19 protein-coding genes are annotated in these 17,492 nt (G+C 70.5%); 10 read left to right on the top strand and 9 right to left on the bottom strand.

Translation table 11 applies throughout. The features are described from left to right. Positions 1-16: 16 nt before the first annotated feature. Complete coding sequence (locus tag BM140_RS09080; RefSeq protein ID WP_091944370.1) at positions 17-781, top strand: hypothetical protein; 765 nt, start codon at positions 17-19, stop codon at positions 779-781. A gap of 9 nt (positions 782-790) precedes the next feature. On the opposite strand, the gene serB is transcribed toward BM140_RS09080, so the two are convergent. Beyond that, on the bottom strand, positions 791-1,687 hold the full coding sequence (serB, locus tag BM140_RS09085) for a phosphoserine phosphatase SerB (protein WP_091944373.1): 897 nt from the start codon (positions 1,685-1,687) through the stop codon (positions 791-793). Here serB and miaA point away from each other — a divergent pair. Beyond that, positions 1,686-2,669 (top strand): tRNA (adenosine(37)-N6)-dimethylallyltransferase MiaA, encoded by a 984-nt coding sequence (gene miaA, locus BM140_RS09090; protein ID WP_091944376.1) that lies wholly within the window; start codon positions 1,686-1,688, stop codon positions 2,667-2,669. The two genes, serB and miaA, sit on opposite strands and share 2 nt — an antisense overlap. Here miaA and BM140_RS09095 read toward each other — a convergent pair. Then, complete coding sequence (locus tag BM140_RS09095) at positions 2,638-3,513, bottom strand: NAD(P)-dependent oxidoreductase (RefSeq protein WP_091944380.1); 876 nt, start codon at positions 3,511-3,513, stop codon at positions 2,638-2,640. The genes miaA and BM140_RS09095 overlap by 32 nt on opposite strands. Positions 3,514-3,643: 130 nt before the next feature. Here BM140_RS09095 and BM140_RS09100 point away from each other — a divergent pair, with 130 nt between their 5' ends. Beyond that, on the top strand, positions 3,644-4,846 hold the full coding sequence (locus BM140_RS09100) for a GSCFA domain-containing protein (protein ID WP_091944383.1): 1,203 nt from the start codon (positions 3,644-3,646) through the stop codon (positions 4,844-4,846). Next, the gene (locus tag BM140_RS09105) at positions 4,747-5,667 is read left to right on the top strand and encodes a WcbI family polysaccharide biosynthesis putative acetyltransferase (RefSeq protein WP_091944521.1); all 921 of its coding nucleotides are present in this window, start codon (positions 4,747-4,749) and stop codon (positions 5,665-5,667) included. The genes BM140_RS09100 and BM140_RS09105 overlap by 100 nt, the downstream gene beginning before the upstream one ends. Before the next feature lie 16 nt (positions 5,668-5,683). Here BM140_RS09105 and moaA read toward each other — a convergent pair whose 3' ends face one another. Continuing rightward, positions 5,684-6,751 (bottom strand): GTP 3',8-cyclase MoaA, encoded by a 1,068-nt coding sequence (gene moaA / locus BM140_RS09110; protein ID WP_244535363.1) that lies wholly within the window; start codon positions 6,749-6,751, stop codon positions 5,684-5,686. Positions 6,752-6,825: 74 nt separating this feature from the next. Here moaA and BM140_RS09115 point away from each other — a divergent pair, with 74 nt between their 5' ends. Beyond that, entirely contained in the window at positions 6,826-7,257 is a 432-nt protein-coding gene (locus BM140_RS09115; protein ID WP_091944386.1) for a gamma-butyrobetaine hydroxylase family protein, read from the top strand. 37 nt (positions 7,258-7,294) lie between these two features. On the opposite strand, the gene BM140_RS09120 is transcribed toward BM140_RS09115, so the two are convergent. Then, the gene (locus BM140_RS09120; protein ID WP_091944389.1) at positions 7,295-7,537 is read right to left on the bottom strand and encodes a DUF2171 domain-containing protein; all 243 of its coding nucleotides are present in this window, start codon (positions 7,535-7,537) and stop codon (positions 7,295-7,297) included. A 104-nt stretch (positions 7,538-7,641) separates the two neighbouring features. Between BM140_RS09120 and BM140_RS09125 the strand changes: the two genes are divergently transcribed. Next, a complete protein-coding gene (locus BM140_RS09125; protein WP_091944392.1) occupies positions 7,642-8,247 on the top strand; it encodes a Uma2 family endonuclease in 606 nt (201 codons plus the stop codon). A gap of 155 nt (positions 8,248-8,402) precedes the next feature. Here the strand turns inward: BM140_RS09125 and BM140_RS09130 are convergent, their stop codons facing one another. The 4 genes from BM140_RS09130 to nadA all read right to left on the bottom strand — a co-directional run bounded on the left by BM140_RS09130 (position 8,403) and on the right by nadA (position 13,035). Next, positions 8,403-9,065, bottom strand: a complete 663-nt coding sequence (locus BM140_RS09130; protein ID WP_091944395.1) for a L,D-transpeptidase — start codon at positions 9,063-9,065, stop codon at positions 8,403-8,405. 550 nt (positions 9,066-9,615) lie between these two features. Beyond that, complete coding sequence (gene nadC, locus BM140_RS09135) at positions 9,616-10,476, bottom strand: carboxylating nicotinate-nucleotide diphosphorylase (RefSeq protein ID WP_091944398.1); 861 nt, start codon at positions 10,474-10,476, stop codon at positions 9,616-9,618. Then, a complete protein-coding gene (locus tag BM140_RS09140) occupies positions 10,469-11,983 on the bottom strand; it encodes an L-aspartate oxidase (protein WP_091944401.1) in 1,515 nt (504 codons plus the stop codon). The genes nadC and BM140_RS09140 overlap by 8 nt, the downstream gene beginning before the upstream one ends. Next, positions 11,983-13,035 carry a quinolinate synthase NadA gene (gene nadA / locus BM140_RS09145; protein ID WP_091944404.1) on the bottom strand — a complete coding sequence of 351 codons (1,053 nt, stop codon included), beginning with the start codon at positions 13,033-13,035 and terminating at the stop codon, positions 11,983-11,985. Before nadA ends, BM140_RS09140 begins: the two co-directional genes overlap by 1 nt. A 357-nt stretch (positions 13,036-13,392) precedes the next feature. On the opposite strand from nadA, the gene BM140_RS09150 reads away from it, so the two are divergent. From BM140_RS09150 to BM140_RS09165, 4 genes are all read left to right on the top strand, one after another. Continuing rightward, a complete protein-coding gene (locus BM140_RS09150; protein ID WP_091944406.1) occupies positions 13,393-14,769 on the top strand; it encodes a methyl-accepting chemotaxis protein in 1,377 nt (458 codons plus the stop codon). Positions 14,770-15,141: 372 nt separating this feature from the next. Next, a complete protein-coding gene (locus BM140_RS09155) occupies positions 15,142-15,441 on the top strand; it encodes a GCG_CRPN prefix-to-repeats domain-containing protein (RefSeq protein WP_091944409.1) in 300 nt (99 codons plus the stop codon). A 103-nt stretch (positions 15,442-15,544) separates the two neighbouring features. After that, the gene (locus tag BM140_RS09160) at positions 15,545-16,033 is read left to right on the top strand and encodes a hypothetical protein (RefSeq protein WP_091944412.1); all 489 of its coding nucleotides are present in this window, start codon (positions 15,545-15,547) and stop codon (positions 16,031-16,033) included. 98 nt (positions 16,034-16,131) lie between these two features. Further along, positions 16,132-17,007 (top strand): 4-(cytidine 5'-diphospho)-2-C-methyl-D-erythritol kinase, encoded by an 876-nt coding sequence (locus BM140_RS09165; protein WP_091944415.1) that lies wholly within the window; start codon positions 16,132-16,134, stop codon positions 17,005-17,007. 120 nt (positions 17,008-17,127) lie between these two features. Here the strand turns inward: BM140_RS09165 and BM140_RS25805 are convergent, their stop codons facing one another. Continuing rightward, positions 17,128-17,304 carry a hypothetical protein gene (locus BM140_RS25805; protein WP_165616426.1) on the bottom strand — a complete coding sequence of 59 codons (177 nt, stop codon included), beginning with the start codon at positions 17,302-17,304 and terminating at the stop codon, positions 17,128-17,130. Between the last annotated feature and the right edge of the window lie 188 nt (positions 17,305-17,492).

Consider the following 17,492-nt stretch of genomic DNA (forward strand, 5'->3'; position numbering starts at 1 on the left):
GGCGGCGACCGCGACGGTGGGGCTCCTCGCCGTCAAGCTCGCCGTCACGCCGCTGCTGATGGCGCTGGTCACGCTGGTGAACCGGCGTTTCGGCTCGGCCGCCGGCGGCATCGTCGCCGGCCTGCCGCTCACCTCCGGGCCGATCTCGCTCTACCTCGCCCTGGAGCAGGGCCTGCCCTTCGCAGGCGAGGCCGCCCACGGGTCGCTGGTCGGCGTCGGCGCGGTGTTGGCCTCCTACCTCGCCTACCTCATGGCGAGCCGGCGCCTTTCGGTTTTCCCGTCTTGCTGGGCCGGACTCGCCGGCTTCACCCTCTGGGCGGTCGCTGCCGGACGGATCGGCGCGGACACCCTGCTCGTCCTCCTCGTCCTTGCCCTGGTCGGCCTGTTGCTGGCCTTCACGCGCGGCGCCCGCTCCGGCCGCCGCCCGGCGCGGCTGCCGGCCTGGGATCTGCCGGCGCGTATCGCCGTCTCCACCGGTCTCGTCGTGCTGGTGACGCTGGCCGCGCCGCTCCTCGGGCCCGCGGTCAGCGGGTTGCTCGCACCCGTGCCGGTGATCGCGTGGCCGCTGATCGTCTTCGTCCACGCTCAGAGTGGGCGGGACGCGGCGGTCGCCACCATCCGCGGCACGGTGTCGGGCGCGGTCGGGCTGTGCGTGTTCAACCTCGCCGTGATCCGCCTCGCGCCGAGCGGAGGGATCGCGGGGACCTACGCGGTGGCGCTGTCGCTCGCGCTCGCGGTGTCGCTGGTGCTGGTCGGCGCCCTCTATCGCCGGAGAGCGTGAGCCCCGGCCTCAGCCCACGAACTCGGCCGCCGAGAACCCCTGAAGGTACAGCAGGGCCGTCAGGTCGCCGTGCTCGATCCGCACCCGCGCCGCCGCCGCGACCTTGGGCTTTGCCCGAAACGCGACGCCGATTCCCGCCTCGCCGAGCATCGGCAGATCGTTCGCCCCGTCGCCGACCGCCAGCGTCTCGCTCGCGGCGAGCCCGAGGCGTTCCCGCAATTCGATCAGCGTGGCACGCTTGGCCTCGGCCCCGACGATGGGCTCGACCACCCGGCCGGTGAGGTGGCCCTCGGCCACGTCGAGGACGTTGGCGCGGGTCTCATCGAAGCCGATTGCTGCCCCGATCGGTCCCGTGAACAGGGTGAAGCCGCCCGAGACGAGGCCGGTGAAGGCACCGTGCGCCCGCATCGTCGCGACCAGGGTGCGCCCGCCCGGCGTGAGGCGGATGCGGTCCCGGATCAGCCCGTCGATCACGGCGACCGGCAGCCCCTTGAGCAGTCCGACCCGCTCGCGCAAGGCCGGCTCGAAGGCGATCTCGCCACGCATCGCCCGCTCGGTGATCGCGGCCACCTGTGGCTTGATGCCGACGAGATCGGCGAGTTCGTCGATGCATTCCTGCTCGATCATGGTTGAATCCATGTCGGCGAGGAAAAGCCGCTTGCGGCGATGGGCGCCGCCGGGCAGCACGGCCACGTCGATCGGCTCGCCGGAGAGCGCCGTGCGCAGGCGCTCGGTGAGCGCGCCGGCCTCCCCCGGTTCGGCCGGGACCAGCAACTCGGCGGCGACCTCGCCGTGCAGGATGCGGGGCTGGTGATCGGTGCCGAGCACCCGGCGGGCCTCGGCGAGCACCGCGTCGGTGATGGCGGGCCTGCCTGTGTTTGCTATCAGCGTCGCGACGAGAGTCATGCGAGAAATCTTCGAAGAGGACGCCGTGTCGGTGGCGGACGAAGCCCAAGACGGCCGCCCGGCCGCGGTTCTCATCGCAGGGCCGACCGCCTCGGGCAAGTCGGCGCTGGGGCTGGCGCTGGCCCGCGCCTTCGACGGGGTCGTGATCAACACCGACTCGATGCAGGTTTATTCGGATTTACGCGTCCTCACCGCGCGCCCGAGCCCGGCGGAGGAAGAGCAGGCCCCGCATCGTCTCTACGGCAACGTCGACGGCGCCGTGAACTTTTCCGTCGGTCACTTCCAGCGGCATGCCGCGGCGATCCTGAACGAGGCCGACGCGGCGGGCCGGCTGCCGATTTTCGTCGGCGGCACCGGCCTCTACTTCCGCGCCCTCGACGAAGGCCTTTCGGACTTGCCCGAGGTGCCGGAAGCGATCCGCGACGCGATCCGCACCGAGGCCGAAGGTCGGCCGACCGAGGCGTTGCACGCGCTCCTCGCCGAGCGCGATCCCGAGAGCGCCGCGCGCCTGCGCCCCTCCGACCGGATGCGGGTGATGCGGGCGCTCGAAATCTTTGCCGCCACCGGCCGCCCGATCGGCTCGTTCCACGAGAGCCGCCAGCCCGGGCCGCTCGGGGGCCGCCCGCTTCTCAAGTTTTTTCTTGCCATCGAGCGCGAGGAGCTGCGCCGCCGGATCGACACGCGCTTCCTCACCATGATGCAGGACGGCGCTCTCGATGAGGTTGCGGCCTTGCGTGCAAAAAGCCTCGACCCGTTGCTGCCGGTGATGCGCGCCCACGGCGTGCCGGGGCTGATCGCGCATCTGGACGGCGCACTCTCGCTGGACGAGGCGGTGCAGCGGGGCCAGGGCGATACCCGCCGCTACGCCAAGCGCCAGCATACGTGGTTCCGCCACCAGATGGGGGCGGACTGGCACTGGCTCGCGCCGGAAGAGGCGCGAGCCCTCGCATTCAGTCGCCTGAGCGCTCCAGCCGGGCGATGAGCGAAGAGGTGTCCCAGCGCTTGCCGCCCATGGCCTCGACCTCGGCATAGAACTGATCGACCAGGGCCGTCACCGGCAGCCGGGCGCCGTTGCGGCGGGATTCGGCGAGCAGGATGCCGAGATCCTTGCGCATCCACTCGACCGCGAAGCCGAAATCGAACTTTTTAGCATTCATGGTCTTGCCGCGATTCTCCATCTGCCAGGAGCCGGCGGCGCCCTTGGAGATCACCTCCAGCACCGCCTCGACATCGAGCCCGGCGCGCTTGGCGAAGTGGATCGCCTCGGACAATCCCTGCACCAGACCGGCGATGGCGATCTGGTTGACCATCTTGGTGAGCTGGCCCGCGCCCGAGGGCCCCAGCAGGCGGCAGGAGCGGGCGTAGGCTCCGATCACCGGCTCGACCTCGGCGAACGCGCCCTCGTCGCCGCCGCACATCACGGTGAGCACTCCGTTTTCGGCGCCCGCTTGCCCGCCGGAGACCGGCGCATCGATGAAGCGAAGCCCCGCGGCATCGGCCGCCGCCGACAGCTCGCGCGCCACCTCGGCAGACGCCGTGGTGTGATCGACGAAGACCGCGCCTTTTTGCATCCCGGCGAAGGCGCCGTCCGCGCCCAGCACCACCGAGCGCAGGTCGTCGTCGTTGCCGACGCAGGCGAAGACGATCGCAGCCCCCGCCGCCGCCTCCCGCGGCGTCGCGGCGGCCCGCCCGCCATTGGCTTGAACCCAGGCCTCGGCCTTCGCCCCGGTGCGGTTGTAGACCGTAACCGTGTGGCCCTTCCTGGCGAGATGTCCCGCCATCGGCGCGCCCATCACGCCGAGCCCCAGGAATGCGACGTTGACCATCGGTGCGGTGTCTCCGGCTTTGAGAGTTTGACGTGTAGCTCGCTGTACTCCCGAGCGGGTTCGCATTCAAAATGCCGTCCTCTCTCTGACGTTGCCGCCCCCTCCCCGCTCGGCTACGGTCCGCCCGCCGATGACGGACCGCCCCGCCAAACAAAATCCCTATTCGGGGCTCGCCGATCACGCCTTCTGGGACCGGTCGGTCGGCGGGATTCCACTGTTCGCCCTCGATCCGATGGCCGGGCCGCCGATCCCGGCGGGCTTTCGCCTCACCCGGCAGACGCGGATCGCCACGGCGGGGAGCTGCTTTGCCCAGCACATCGCCGACCGGCTCCAGGCCAGCGGCTATCATTACCTCGTCACCGAGGACGCGCCCGAGGGCACCACCCCCGAGACGGCGCGGTCGCGGGGCTTTCGCCTGTTCTCGGCGCGCTACGGCAACGTCTACACCGCGCGCCAGCTGCGCCAGTTGATCGAGCGGGCATATGGCCGGTTCACGCCGCAGGATACGGCCTGGACGCGACCCGACGGGCGCTTCGCCGATCCGTTCCGCCCGCGCATCGAGCCCGAGGGGTTCACCTCGGTGGAGGCGGTCGAGGCCGAACGGCAGGCGCATCTCGCGCAGGTGCGGCGGCTGTTCGAAGACCTCGACGTGTTCGTGTTCACCCTCGGCCTCACCGAGGGCTGGCAGGCCGCCGTGGACGGCGCCGCCTTTCCGCTCTGCCCCGGCGTCGCAGCGGGCACCTTCGACCCGGAAAAGTACGTGTTCGCCAACCAGCCGGTCGAGGCGGTGATCGCCGACCTCACCGCCTTCGCCGATGCGTTGAAGGCGGTGAATCCGGGGGCGCGGATCATCCTCACGGTGTCGCCGGTGCCGCTGGTGGCGACCTACGCGCCGCGCCACGTGCTGCAATCGACGGTGCACAGCAAGGCGGTGCTGCGGGTCGCCGCCCAGCGCCTCGCCGACACCCGCGACGATACCCTCTACTTTCCCTCCTACGAGATCGTCACCTCGCCCGAGGGCGCCTTCCGCTATCTCGAGAGCGATCTCAGATCCGTCAGCAAGGACGGTGTCGATCATGTCATGCGGGTCTTCTTCCGCCATCTCACGGAGGGCGGCGACCGCGACGTCCTCCCGGCCTCCTCGCGCAGCCTGCACGAGGCCCGGGCCGAGTTCGCCGCGCAGGCCGCGGTGGTCTGCGACGAGGAACTGCTCGCCGCCGGAGGCGTGCGGCCGTGGCTAGACGCATCCTCGTCGTCGGCAATAACTGCCAGGTCGCGGTCCTGGGCGGGTGCCTTCAGTTCCTTGCGCCGGATGCTGAGGTCGTCGCGGTAGAACCCGCGAACCTCGCTCTGTTCGAACCGAGCCCCGAGGGGCTGCTCGACCGGGCGGCGCAGGCCGATCTCACGGTTGGCCTGCCGTTCGAGAAGGGGCCGCTCGGCGCCCTCACCCCGGCCCGCCTGCGCGAGGCCGCGCGGGTCTACGTCCCGCTGCCGAGCATCGTCTTCCCGGCCTTCCATCCGGACATCGTCTATATCGACCACAAGGGCCGCAACTTCGGCTCGCCGATGGGCGATTATCACTCCGCGCTGATCGTCTACGGCTTCGCGCAGGGCTTCTCGGTGGACGCCATCGCGTCGCTAATCAGGGCCGAGGTGTTCGCCAAGGTCGGCTATCTCGACGACTGGTTCGGCGCGCGCGATTCGCTGCTGCGGCTCAGTCGGGAGCACGGCTTCGACCTCGACCGGCTGTTCGCCGGCTGGATGCGCCGCGGCTGCTTCATGCACACGATCAACCACCCCAAGCTGTTCGTGCTGGAGGATCTGGCACGGGCGGCCTTGCAGCGGGGCGGTATCCCGGCCCGCTCGGCGCGATGCGAGGACATGCTGCCCGATCCGCTGAGCGGCAGCGTGTGGCCGGTCTATCCGGAGATCGCCGCGCGCTACGGCGTCCCCGGCGGAACCACCTTCAAGCCGCCGCTCGGCGGCCTGAACTTCCTCGTGGACGCTGCCCGCTGCCTCGATCTCCGGGCTATGGTGGAGGGCTCGCTGGCGCACTACGCCCACACGCCGAAGATCGCGCAGCATTGCGGCCGGGTGCAGGGATGGCTCGGCAAGCGGGACGTGCGCGACACGCTGCGGCCGGTGGCCGGGTGAGCTCTCAGCGTGAGCCTCAGCCCCCCGTCACGCTCATGTGCCGGGGCACGGCGGCCGGGCGGGCGCGCTCGATGACGAAGTCGTGGCCCTTGGGCTTGCGCGAGATCGCCTCGACCACGGCGCGGGTCACCAGCGCGTCGTCGGGGGAGGCGCGGAGCGCCGCGCGCAGGTCGGCGGCGTCCTCCTGGCCGAGACACATGTAGAGCTTGCCGGTGCAGGTGAGACGCACCCGGTTGCAGCTCTCGCAGAAATTATGCGTCAACGGCGTGATGAAGCCGAGCCGCCCGCCGGTCTCCTCGACGCGGACGTAGCGGGCCGGGCCGCCGGTGCGGTCGGGCAAGGGCGTCAGGGTGAAGCGCTCGGCCAGCCGCTCGCGGGCGACCGAGAGGGGCAGGAACTGATCGGTGCGGTCGCCGTCGATCTCGCCGAGCGGCATCACCTCGATCAGCGTCATGTCCATGGCGCGCTCGTGCGCCCAGACCAGCATCGGCGCGATCTCGTCCTCGTTGACGCCCTTCAGCGCCACGGCGTTGATCTTCACCTTGATTCCGGCCTTCTGCGCCGCCTCGATGCCGGCGAGCACCACGGCGAGATCGCCCCGCCGGGTGATCGCCTTGAACTTTTGCGCGTCGAGCGTGTCGAGCGACACGTTGATGCGGCGCACCCCGAGATCGGCGAGTTCCGGGGCGAAGCGGGCGAGCTGCGAGCCGTTCGTGGTCAGCGTCAGCTCGTCCAGCGCGCCGCTCTTGAGGTGGCGCGACAGGCGGCGGAAGAGCTGCATGATATCGCGCCTCACCAGCGGCTCGCCGCCGGTGATGCGGAGCTTGCGCACGCCGCGATCCACGAACACGCCGCAGAGCCGGTCGAGTTCTTCCAGCGTCAGCAGGTCGCGCTTGGGCAGGAACTGCATGTCCTCGGCCATGCAATAGGCACAGCGGAAGTCGCAGCGGTCGGTGACCGAGAGGCGCAGATAGGTGATCGCCCGCTGGAACGGGTCGATCAGAGGGGCCGGTCTGAGACGCGTCGGCGCCTCGTCGCGAGAGGCCTCGGCGGTGTTCGGCTTGTCGGCTGACAGATCCAACATCTTCGGCCATATGAGGGTTTGCGCGCCCGCCCACAACCGGGCCCGGCGCGGATCAGATACGCGAGACTGGCGGAATGAGCGAGCGCTGGCCCACAGAAATCCGCCTGACCGGCGACAAGCGGACGCTGCGTGTGGCCTTCGAGGATGGCGGCCGGTTCGATCTGCCGGCGGAATACCTGCGGGTGTCGAGCCCGTCGGCCGAGGTGCAGGGCCATTCCCCGGCGGAGCGCAAGGTGATCGGCGGCAAGCGCGAGGTGGCGATCCTGTCGGTGGAGCCGGTCGGCAATTATGCAGTAAAGCTCCACTTCGACGACATGCACGATACCGGCATCTACGGCTGGGGCTACCTGTACGATCTCGGCCGCGAGTACCGGAACCGGTGGCAGACCTACCTCAAGGAACTCGACGAGCGCGGCCTGACCCGTGACCGCACGGCGAGCGCGCCGGCCAAGGGGGGACAGGCCAGCGGGGGCGGATGCGGCAGCGGAAACTGCGGCTGTCATTGATACGGGGCGGCGACGCGCCGCCCCATACGCACAGGAATCAGGCGGCGCCTGAGGTGCTCCACTCGCGCTTCACCTCGTCGGCGGGCTTGTTGAGCCGCACCCGGTCGCCGTCCGCCGAATCGACGAAGTCGAGCGGGATGTAGTGGTGCAGGCCGCCCGCATCCGAATCGGTCTTGGTCAGCTTGATCTCGCCCTTGTCCACGTGATCGACGGTGCCGACATGGCCGCCGTCGGAGCCGACGACGGTGGCGTGTTCGCGGATCTGGCTGGCATCGACCATGTGTTTCTCCCTGGTTGTCGCTGGCGCAACCGGGGGGGAACGGCGATGTTCCTGGCTCGCACAGGCGTGAGCGGTCCGATAAGCTCGGCGTACGGGAGTGCTCCATGGCCGGCTCCGCGCAGCAGCCTCATGCCCTGACCATCGCCGACTACGACCGGTTCGTGGCGGCGCAGGCCGACGACCGCGAGTGGGAGCTCGTGGAAGGGGAGCTCGTCATGATGAGCAACCCGACCGAGAACCACGAGCAGATCGCGGGCAATATCGGCGCGCCGCTCAAGCTGGCGATGGATGCGGCCGGGTGCCGAAGCTACCAGGGCGGCATGCGCGTCCAGCGCTCCGACGACAGCCGCGGCCGGGACAAGACCAAGCCGGACATCGTCGTGCGCTGCGGCCCGCGGCAGAACCGGACCTTCGTGACCGACCCGCTCGTCGTGGTCGAGGTGCTGTCGCCCTCGACGATGGACCACGACCGCGGTGGAAAGCTGAAGTTCTACAAGTCGCTCCCGACGCTCCGGCACATCGCCCTGATCTATCAGGACCAGATGCGGGTGGAGCATTACGAGCGCACCGACGAGGGCTGGCGCCTCGACGTGCTGACGGCGCCGGAGGAGACGCTTCGCTTCGAGGCGGTCGGCTTCGAGATCGGGGTCGAGCGGGTTTATTTCGACGTGCCCGTGCTGCGGCCGGTCGCGGATCGCCGCGACCGATAAGCATCCGGTCGAACGCCCCGGCCTCAGCCTCGCGATGGCGGCGGGCGAGCCGACCACCCGTTCGAGCGTCTTCCGGCGTAAATCCGCGCTCGAGACGAAAAAAAGCGCCGGCCCATCGTCGGGCCGGCGCTCTGCTTACTCGTTGTCGGCTCAGCTCAGCGCTGGACGATGACGCGCGTTCCCACCTTCACGCGGGTGTAGAGGTCGGCCACGTCCTCGTTGGTCATGCGGATGCAGCCCGAGGAGACGGCGGTGCCGATCGTCTCCGGCTCGTTGGAGCCGTGGATGCGGTAGATCGTGTTGCCGAGATACATCGCGCGGGAGCCGAGCGGGTTCTCGATGCCGCCCTTCATGTAGCGCGGCAGGTCGGGGCGGCGGCGCAGCATCTCGGACGGCGGGCGCCAATCCGGCCATTCGCGCTTCATCGTGATGGTCTGGGTGCCGCCCCAGGTGAAGCCGGGCCGGCCGACGCCGACGCCGTAGCGCATCGCCTCGCCGCCGGGGAGCACGAGGTACAGCCGCCGCTCGGCGGTGGAGACCACGATGGTGCCGGGGGTGTGCGGACCGGAATACGGCACCGTCTCGCGACCGATGGCGGTCGCCTGCGGCACCGCCGCGGCGGCCGGGCTCTGCTGCAGCGGGTCGGCGGCGGGCAGGGCGGCGTTGGCGGTGGGAGCCGGCTGCGACCGCACGCGGACGGTGAGCACGTCGGAGAGCGGCTGGCGGGTGAGCGGATCGATCTCGTAGGCGGCAACGGGGCCGGCCAGCGCGATCGTCGCGCAGGCGAGCCCGCTCAGGGCGGTGACGAAACGGCGCATCAGGTCCTCTCGGGGACGGGCGGGATGTGGGGGAACGCGGCGAACTCTCAGCGCACGATGCCGTGCGGATCATCGCCAAGGCGTAAACGCTCGGCCGTCAAAGCCAAGCTTGATTTGCGCCGCACCACCGGTTCGCCCGGCCTCGTGACCGTGTGGCCACACTATGTCAGCTTGGCCGTTCGAGGGGAAGGAATTCGCCTGCTGCGCGTGCCGGCGGCGAGTTTGATCGACCACCTCCTCGTCGAGGCGGGCGGCTAGAACGAAGGGATTGGTGTCGGACGCAACGCCACCGCTGCATCCCTCCCCCCTCTGAGGGGGAGGGTGGCCCCCAAAGGGGGTCGGGAGAGGGGAACCGCGCTTCCGAAGATGACTGGACGACGGCGGCCAGGCGGTAGCGTCGCGCTGCCCCTCTCCCGTCCGCTCCGCGGACACCCTCCCCCTCAGAGGGGGGAGGGACTTGCATCGCGTTTTACGATCGCCGCTCTATGGGGGCTGGCGGTGGAGATCGTGGAGCGAGGCGGCCGGCGCTACCGGATGCGCAAGGACGGGCTCAGGCCGCGTCCAGGCCCAGATCGATGATCGCCGCGCTATGGGTGATCCAGCCGACCGAAATCAGGTCCACGCCTGAGGCCGCGACCGCTCCGACGGTGTCGCGGTTGATCCGGCCCGAGGCCTCGGTGAGCGCGCGCCCGTCCACCATGCCGACGGCCTGACGCAGCGTCTCGGGATTCATGTTGTCGAGGAGCACGGCGTCGATCCCGACCGACAGCGCCTGCTCGAGCTGGGCGAGCGTATCGACCTCGACCTCGATCTTGACGAGGTGACCGGCCCGCGCCCGGGCGCGCTCGATCGCCGGCACGATGCCGCCGGCCACCGCGACGTGGTTGTCCTTGATCAGAACGGCGTCGTCGAGGCCGAAGCGGTGGTTCGATCCACCGCCCGCGCGCACCGCGTGTTTCTCCAGCGCTCGCAGGCCCGGCGTGGTCTTGCGGGTGCAGACGATGCTGGCCTTACCATGGGGGCGGGCCGCCTCGACCAGCGAGGCGGTCGCGGTGGCGACCCCGCTGAGGCGACAGAGCAGGTTGAGGGCGACGCGCTCGGCCGTCAGCACCGCGCGGGCTGGGCCGGATAGGCGGATCACGACGTCGCCCGGCGCGACGCGGGCACCGTCCGGCCGCTCGACCGTCACGTTCAGGCTCGGGTCGATCAGCTCGAAGGCGATCACCGCCGCGTCGGTGCCGGCGATCACGCCGTCCTGGCGCGAGGCGATCACCGCCTCCATCCGCTCCGAGGGCGGGACGATGGCGTCGGTGGTGATGTCGCCGGCCCGGCCGAGGTCTTCCAGCAGGGCGGCCCGCACCACGGGCTCGACCAGGATGCGGGGCAGCGGAAGCAGCGTGGTCTCAGGCATCGGAGAGTTCCTGCGTCTGCTGCATTTCGGCCTGCCCCGTGACCGAGTGACGGGCCGGGAGCTGCCCCGAAAAGTCGCTGCGCCAATGGGCGCCGCGGCTCTCGCGGCGGGCCAAAGCCGCGCGGGCGACCATCAGCCCGGTCTCGGCGGCCGGGCAGCCAGGTCGGGCTTCCAGGCTGTCGATGGCCTGCGTGAGGCCGGCCTCGTCGCGGACCACGCCGACATGGCGCTCCATGATCGCCCGCACCGCGTCCGGCGCGCCCTCCCCGCCCGCGAACGACGTCGGGAGCGGAGCCGGGCGGATCGGGGCTTTGGCCGGCGCCGTGTCCATGATCGCCGTGGCGATGCGGGGGGCGAAGGCGAGCGCCTCCAGCAGCGAGTTGCTGGCGAGGCGGTTGGCGCCGTGCAGGCCGGTCGAGGCGACCTCGCCGCAGGCCCACAGGCCCGGCACGGTGCTGCGTCCGGCCTCGTCCACGAGGATGCCGCCCATGTGGTAGTGGGCCGCCGGGCGAACCGGGATCGGCTGCACCGCCGGATCGATGCCGGCCTCGGCGCAGAGCGCCGCCACGGTGGGAAAGCGCGTCGGCATCGAGCGGCCGAGCGCGCCGCGTGTGTCGAGATAGACCGTGCGGCCTCGCGCCAGCGCCTGGAAGATGCCGCGGGCCACAACGTCACGCGGGGCGAGGTCGCCGCCGGCCACGCCCGCCATGACGCGCTCGCCGTTCTCGTCGATCAGCGCCGCGCCCTCGCCGCGAAGCGCCTCGGTGGCGAGCGGCATCGGATCGCGGCCCGACGCGATGGCGGTCGGGTGGAACTGCACGAATTCGAGGTCGCGCAGGGCCGCACCGGCGCGCGAGGCCGCGAGCAGGCCGCGGCCGGTGGCGCCGCGCGGGTTGGTGGTCGAGGCGTAGAGTCCGCCGAGCCCGCCGGTGGCGAGCACCACGGCGCGGGCGGGCAGGCGGAAGGCGGCCCCGTCGCGGGCGCAGACGACGCCCCGCACCGCGCCCTCGGCATCGCGGATCAGATCGTGCAGGGTCGCGACCACGATCTCGACGGTCGGGCAGGCCCGGACCGCCCGTACCAGCCCTTCGAGCACGGTCGCCCCGGTCGAGTCGCCCCGCGCCCGCACGATGCGGCGGCGGCAATGGGCGGCCTCCAGGCCCAGCGCGAGCGCGCCGTCGGCCTCGCGGTCGAAGCGGATGCCCAGATTCACGAGCCAGTCGATCAGGCCGGGGCCGGCCTCAGCCACGCCGAGCGCGGTCCCCGGCTCGGTCAGCCCGGCGCCGGCGGCCTCGGTGTCCGCGGCATGCAGCGCCGGGGAATCGTCGGCGCCGAGGGCCGAGGCGATGCCGCCCTGCGCCCAGCCGGTGGCGGTGCCGAGCCCGAGCGGCGCGGCGGTGATGAGCGTGACGGGACACGGGGCGAGCCGCAGGGCGGTCGCGAGCCCGGCCACGCCGCCGCCGACCACGACGACGCGGTCGGCGGGGCTGCGGGGGACGATGCTCATCAGGCGGCTGCCGAAGCCGGCGCGGGCGAGACGGTCGGGGTCGGCTTGACGGCGAGCATCCGCTCCACCGCCATCCGGGCACGGTCGGCGAGGTCCGGATCGACCGTGACCTCGTGGCTCATCGTCTCCAGGGCGTGGCGGATGTTGGCAAGCGTGATCCGCTTCATGTGCGGGCACAGGTTGCAGGGCTTGATGAACTCGATGTCGGGGTTGGCCACCGCGATGTTGTCGGCCATCGAGCACTCGGTCACGAGCACGACCTGGGCGGGCCGCTTCTCGGTGACATAGTTCATCATCATCGCCGTGGAGCCCGAGAAGTCGGACGCCTCGACGACTTCGGGCGGGCATTCCGGATGGGCGATCACGGTGATGCCCGGATAGCTGTCGCGCACCTCGGCGATGTCGGCGGGCGTGAAGCGCTCGTGGACTTCGCAATGGCCGGCCCAGGTCAGCATCTCGACCTCGGGCACCTGCTGCTGGACGTTGCGGGCCAGGAACTCGTCGGGGATCATCAGGACGCGGGGCACGCCGAGCGCGCGCACCACGTCCGCCGCGTTGCCCGAGGTGCAGCACACGTCGGATTCCGCCTTCACCGCGGCCGAGGTGTTGACGTAGGTCACCACCGGCACGCCCGGATATTTGGCCTTCAACGCCCGCACGTCGGCGGCGGTGATCGAATCCGCCAGCGAGCAGCCGGCCCCCAGATCCGGGATCAGCACCGTCTTCTCGGGGTTCAGGAGCTTGGCCGTCTCCGCCATGAAGTGGACGCCGGCCAGCACGATCACGTCGGCGTCGACGCGCGCCGCCTCGCGGGCGAGCGCGAGGCTGTCGCCGACGATGTCCGCCACGGTGTGGAAGATCTCCGGCGCCTGATAATTGTGGGCGAGCACCACCGCATTGCGTTCGCGCTTGAGCCGAAGGATCGCCTCCACGTCGGGCGCGAGCGCCGGCCATTCCACGGCCGGCACGTGGCGGCTCACGCGCTCGTAGAGCTCGGGCAGAGGGAAGGCATGGCGACCATCCTCGCGCGGGGCGGTTCCAGCCTGCAACATCGTGCACTCCTTTATGCTCAAAATGAGCATTGCGCCGCCTAACTTAGGGGGCACCCGCCGCCTTGTCCAGATATGCTGAGACTGAGCATATCGTTTTTGCGACGCACAACGTGCCCGCACGGCCCCGGGCCGAATAGGCCATCCAGTCTAGTTCTTCCGATTCGCCCCGCCGAAGCGAGGCAAGTCAGCAAGATGCTTCCAGATCAGGCATCGAAATTAATTTTTAACGGCGTGGTGACATGGTCCCCGGGACACACGGCACAAACAATTCCGGACATCGGGCCGGAGCGGTTTCGAGACATCGAGCGGCGCATCCACCGCGAGTGTTTCGGAAACGAGGAGGTACCCAGGATCAACATGCTGCCTCTCAAGTTCCGTCGCGATGCGGGACCTTCGGTCCCGACGAACACAGAGAGCCGGGTCGAGGCGCCGTCCGACGAGGCGCGTCTCGTCGCGGCGATCGAGCGGCTGGCGAAGGGCGCGAGCCCCGACGACGAGCCTTCGCTCGTCGGCACGCCGTTCGGCACCGCCCTGGGCGATCTCGGCCGTTCGCGCCGCGCCGGCCTGAGGGCCGAGCGCGCCAAGCTCGCCGCCGTGGCCAAGGAAGCCTCCGAGGGCGCGATCAATATCGGCTGGACCACCTACGACATCGGCGAGGTCGCGCAATCGACCCAGACCATCGCCAGCGCCATCGAGGAGATGGTCGCCTCCATCGCCGAGGTGTCGGAGACTTCGGATTCGGCCGGCGCCTGCGCCGTGGCGGCCCGCGATGCGATGGCGAGCTGCACGGCGGACGTGCGCAACGCCCGCGCCGCCATGGATGCGATCCGCGACCGGACCCATCAGATCGACGAGCGCCTGAAGCTCCTCCAGAACGCCATCGCCGAGATCGGCACGATGGCGGGTACCATCGCGACGATCTCCAGCCAGACCAACCTCCTCGCGCTCAACGCGACGATCGAGGCGGCGCGCGCCGGTGAGGCGGGCCGCGGCTTCTCGGTGGTGGCCGCGGAAGTGAAGTCGCTGTCGGGCCAGACCGCCCGCTCGACCGAGCAGATCCGCACCTGGCTCAACACCCTCCAGGGCGAAATGGGCCAGATCGCCAAGGCGGTCGAGGAGAGCCGCGTCGCGGTGGCCACCGGCAGCACCGTGGTCGACGATCTCGGCGGGCGGGTGGAGGGCGCGGCCGAGCGCATCTCCCAGACCAGCGAACTGAATGCGGCCCTCGCCGTGGCCCTCGGCCAGCAGCGCAGCGCCACCTCGGAAATCTCGGGCAGCGTCCAGAGCATCGCCGAGAAGGCGGCCAAGACCCGCACCGAGATCGAGAGCATCACCGGCCGCCTCGTCAAGGCCGAGACCCTGGCGCAGGCCGGGCTCGAGGAGACCGCCGGCATCGAGCATTACGAGCTGGTTCGGCTGCCCGCCGATATCGGCCTGTGGAAGCGGGCGCTCGCCACGATCCTCGTCGGTTTCAGCCCCGCCGATCAGGCTGCGGCGACGCTGCGGGGCCGCGCCGCCAAGCGAGCCGCCGAAGCCGCCCGCGCAAGCGGGGCGGATGCGGGCGCGGTCGAGGCCTTCCTGACCGCCGATGCGAAGGCCCACGAGGAAGCCGCCCGGATGGTCACCGCCATCGCCCAGGGTAACTGGGATGTCGGCACCCCGGCCTACAAGGCAGCGACCGGTGCGATGCGCGAGATGATCCAGGCCGCCAAGCGGATCGTCGGCGAGCGCTGAGACGCCGGGACCGTCTCTAATCCCGACATGATGCGGAGCGACGTCGAGGGAGGGCACCGGGAAGCGCATGTTTCCCGGTGCCCTCTTTCGAGGTTTCGCCTCGTTGCGATTTGCCGGGGAGGACGCACCGCGATCACCGGCTTTCCGCGGTGGACAACGCCGCGCGCTCGGCCGATGCCGCGGCAGCGCCCGGGCCCTCGCGGTTTTTTGACCCGAAGGGCTCGATCCAGAGACAAGGCAGAAACAATGCGGCTTGGCCTTGAGGCGGCCTAACCCGCTGTTCCAAAACGCATATTAAACTTTCGTAATGTGGCAACGAAGGTTTTTTCGGCGGCGTTCATGGGCATCCCTCAAGATCGAAGGAGGTTCATCGTGCGATTGAAGATCGCTGCCGCCACTCTTCTCACCCTCGGCACCATCGCCGGGACGGCCGGGACGGCCGAGGCCCGTGACGGGTGCGGCCCCGGCTTCCACCGCGGCTGGTCGGGCTGGTGCAAGCCGAATTGGCGGCCCTACGCCTATCGCCCGGTCTATTACGCGCGCCCGGTTGTCTACGGCTACGGCTGGCGCCGCCCCTGGGGCTACCGCCATGTCGGCGGCTGGGGCCGCCCTTGGGGCTATCGCCATGTCGGCTGGCGCGGCGGCTACGGCGGCTGGCATCACCGCTGGTGAGTGATCGGCGTCGGTGCGGACGAGCGGGTCCGCGCCGGCGCCCCTTGCGTCTCCCGCCTCGCGCGAACGACAAGTGCGGGGTCAACGACGAGGCGCAGGATTCATGTCGTCACCAGCCAACGATGCCGGGGCGGTTCCCGGATCCTCCAATCTGGTCGTAACGGCGCTCTCGACGCTCGTTCTCGCACCCGTTCTGCACGGGCTCGTCTGCCTCATCGTGACGGTCGGCCTATCGCTGGCGAGACCGGTCGCACCGACGAGTCTCGGCCCGTATCTGGCGTTCGCGCCGACACTCTTCGGCTTCGACGCGTTCAAGTGCTTCTACCTCGATCTTCGGACCGTTCATCCGATCCTCTGTTTCGTCCTGCTGCCGGCATTCGCCATGATGGCGATCGACCAGGGTGGGACGAGCCGCCGCTGGCGCTTCGCCTTGTATGTCGCAGCGGCGGGCACGGCCGCCGGCCTCGTGCGCCTGTGCGGATGCGGTGCCGGACTCGGTTGGTTCGCCGCCCTGAGCGGCCTCTGCAGCGCCTTCGTGTTCGAGACGACGCCGAAGGTCGTGCGCCGTTGGCAGCGTAGCCGCGTCGCCTGAAGGCGGGCTGCGACTCGCGTCTGCCGGCATGATCGCTTGCCCGTAGCGTCCCTCGCTTCTAAGGCAGGCCCCGTCCTTCACCACCCGGCCGAGAGCCCGTGTCCCGTCTCACCACCCGCGCTCCGGCCAAGATCAACCTGACCCTGCACGTACTCGGGCGCCGGCCCGAAGACGGCTACCACGTGCTTGAGAGCCTCGTGGCCTTCGCCGAGGTCGCCGACGGGCTGACGCTCGATCCGGGTCCCGATCTCACGCTGTCCGTGGCGGGCCCGACCGCGGGCCCCGCGGGGCCCCTCGACGACAACCTCGTCCTGCGCGCCGCCCGTCACCTCGCCGCCGGAAGCCCCGGCTTGCGGCTTGGGGCCTTCCATCTCCACAAGGAATTGCCGGTCGCGGCCGGGATCGGCGGCGGCTCGTCGGATGCGGCGGCCGCGCTGCGGCTGCTCGCCGAACTGAACGGACTGACCCTCGATCATCCGGCCGTGGTCGCGGCGGCGCGGGCAACGGGAGCCGACGTGCCGGTCTGTCTCGATCCGCGCGCCCGCATGATGCGCGGCGCGGGCGAGGCCGTCGGCCCGGCCCTCGGTTTCGAGGCGCTGCCGGCGGTGCTGGTCAATCCCGGCGTGCCGGTCTCGACCGCGCCGGTGTTCAAGGCGCTCGGCCTCGCGGTCGGCCAGGCGCTCGACGGGGCCGAGCATCCGGCCGTCGCCGCGACGCTCGACGCCGAGGGCGTGCTCGCCGCGATCCGTCCGGCGCGCAACGATCTCGAACCGCCCGCGCTCACCGTCGCCCCGATCATCGGTTCGGCGCTGGCGCTGCTGCGGGCGCAGGGCGGATGCCGGCTCGCCCGGATGTCGGGCTCGGGCGCGACGGTGTTCGCGCTCTTCTCGGACCGGCAGGCCGCCGAGGCGGCCGCCGACGCCGTGCGGAAGGCGCAGCCGGGTTGGTGGGTGGAGGCGACCCGTCTCGCCTGACGCGAATTCCGGCGACGCGGGCACCGGTTCGTCGTGAGTGAATGCGCTGCGGAGCAAGGACCGATCGGCGCCGACCTGATGCCGTCGGGCCGGCTACGGCGCGCAAGCGCCGATCCGCCCTCAGTGATCGGTTCCCGGCCGGTTCGGACGAGGCGCCTCACCGTGGACCTGCGTGAAGCTCGACCGGCGCATATCGTTCTTCGATTGCGCCACGCGACCCCGTTGCCAGATCGCGAAGGCCGCGACGGCCACGATGGTGAAGACGGCGAGAAGCGGAATCAGCACGTCGTTCGACATGGCCGTAACCTCCGAAGATTGAGTTCGGGGGCAAACGACGGCAGACGTGAAAGTTCCGAAAGCTTGAGCGCTGTGGCGGGCGGCGCGATGATCAGATTTCGCTTGCCCGCACTCCGCGAAAACGCCGGTGATCGAGGATCGTCCCGCCCAGTTTGTCGCACCCCGGATCGGGCGGTCCGGAAGTCCCG

The sequence above is a fragment of the Methylorubrum salsuginis genome (genome assembly GCF_900114375.1).
GTDB lineage: Bacteria > Pseudomonadota > Alphaproteobacteria > Rhizobiales > Beijerinckiaceae > Methylobacterium > Methylobacterium salsuginis.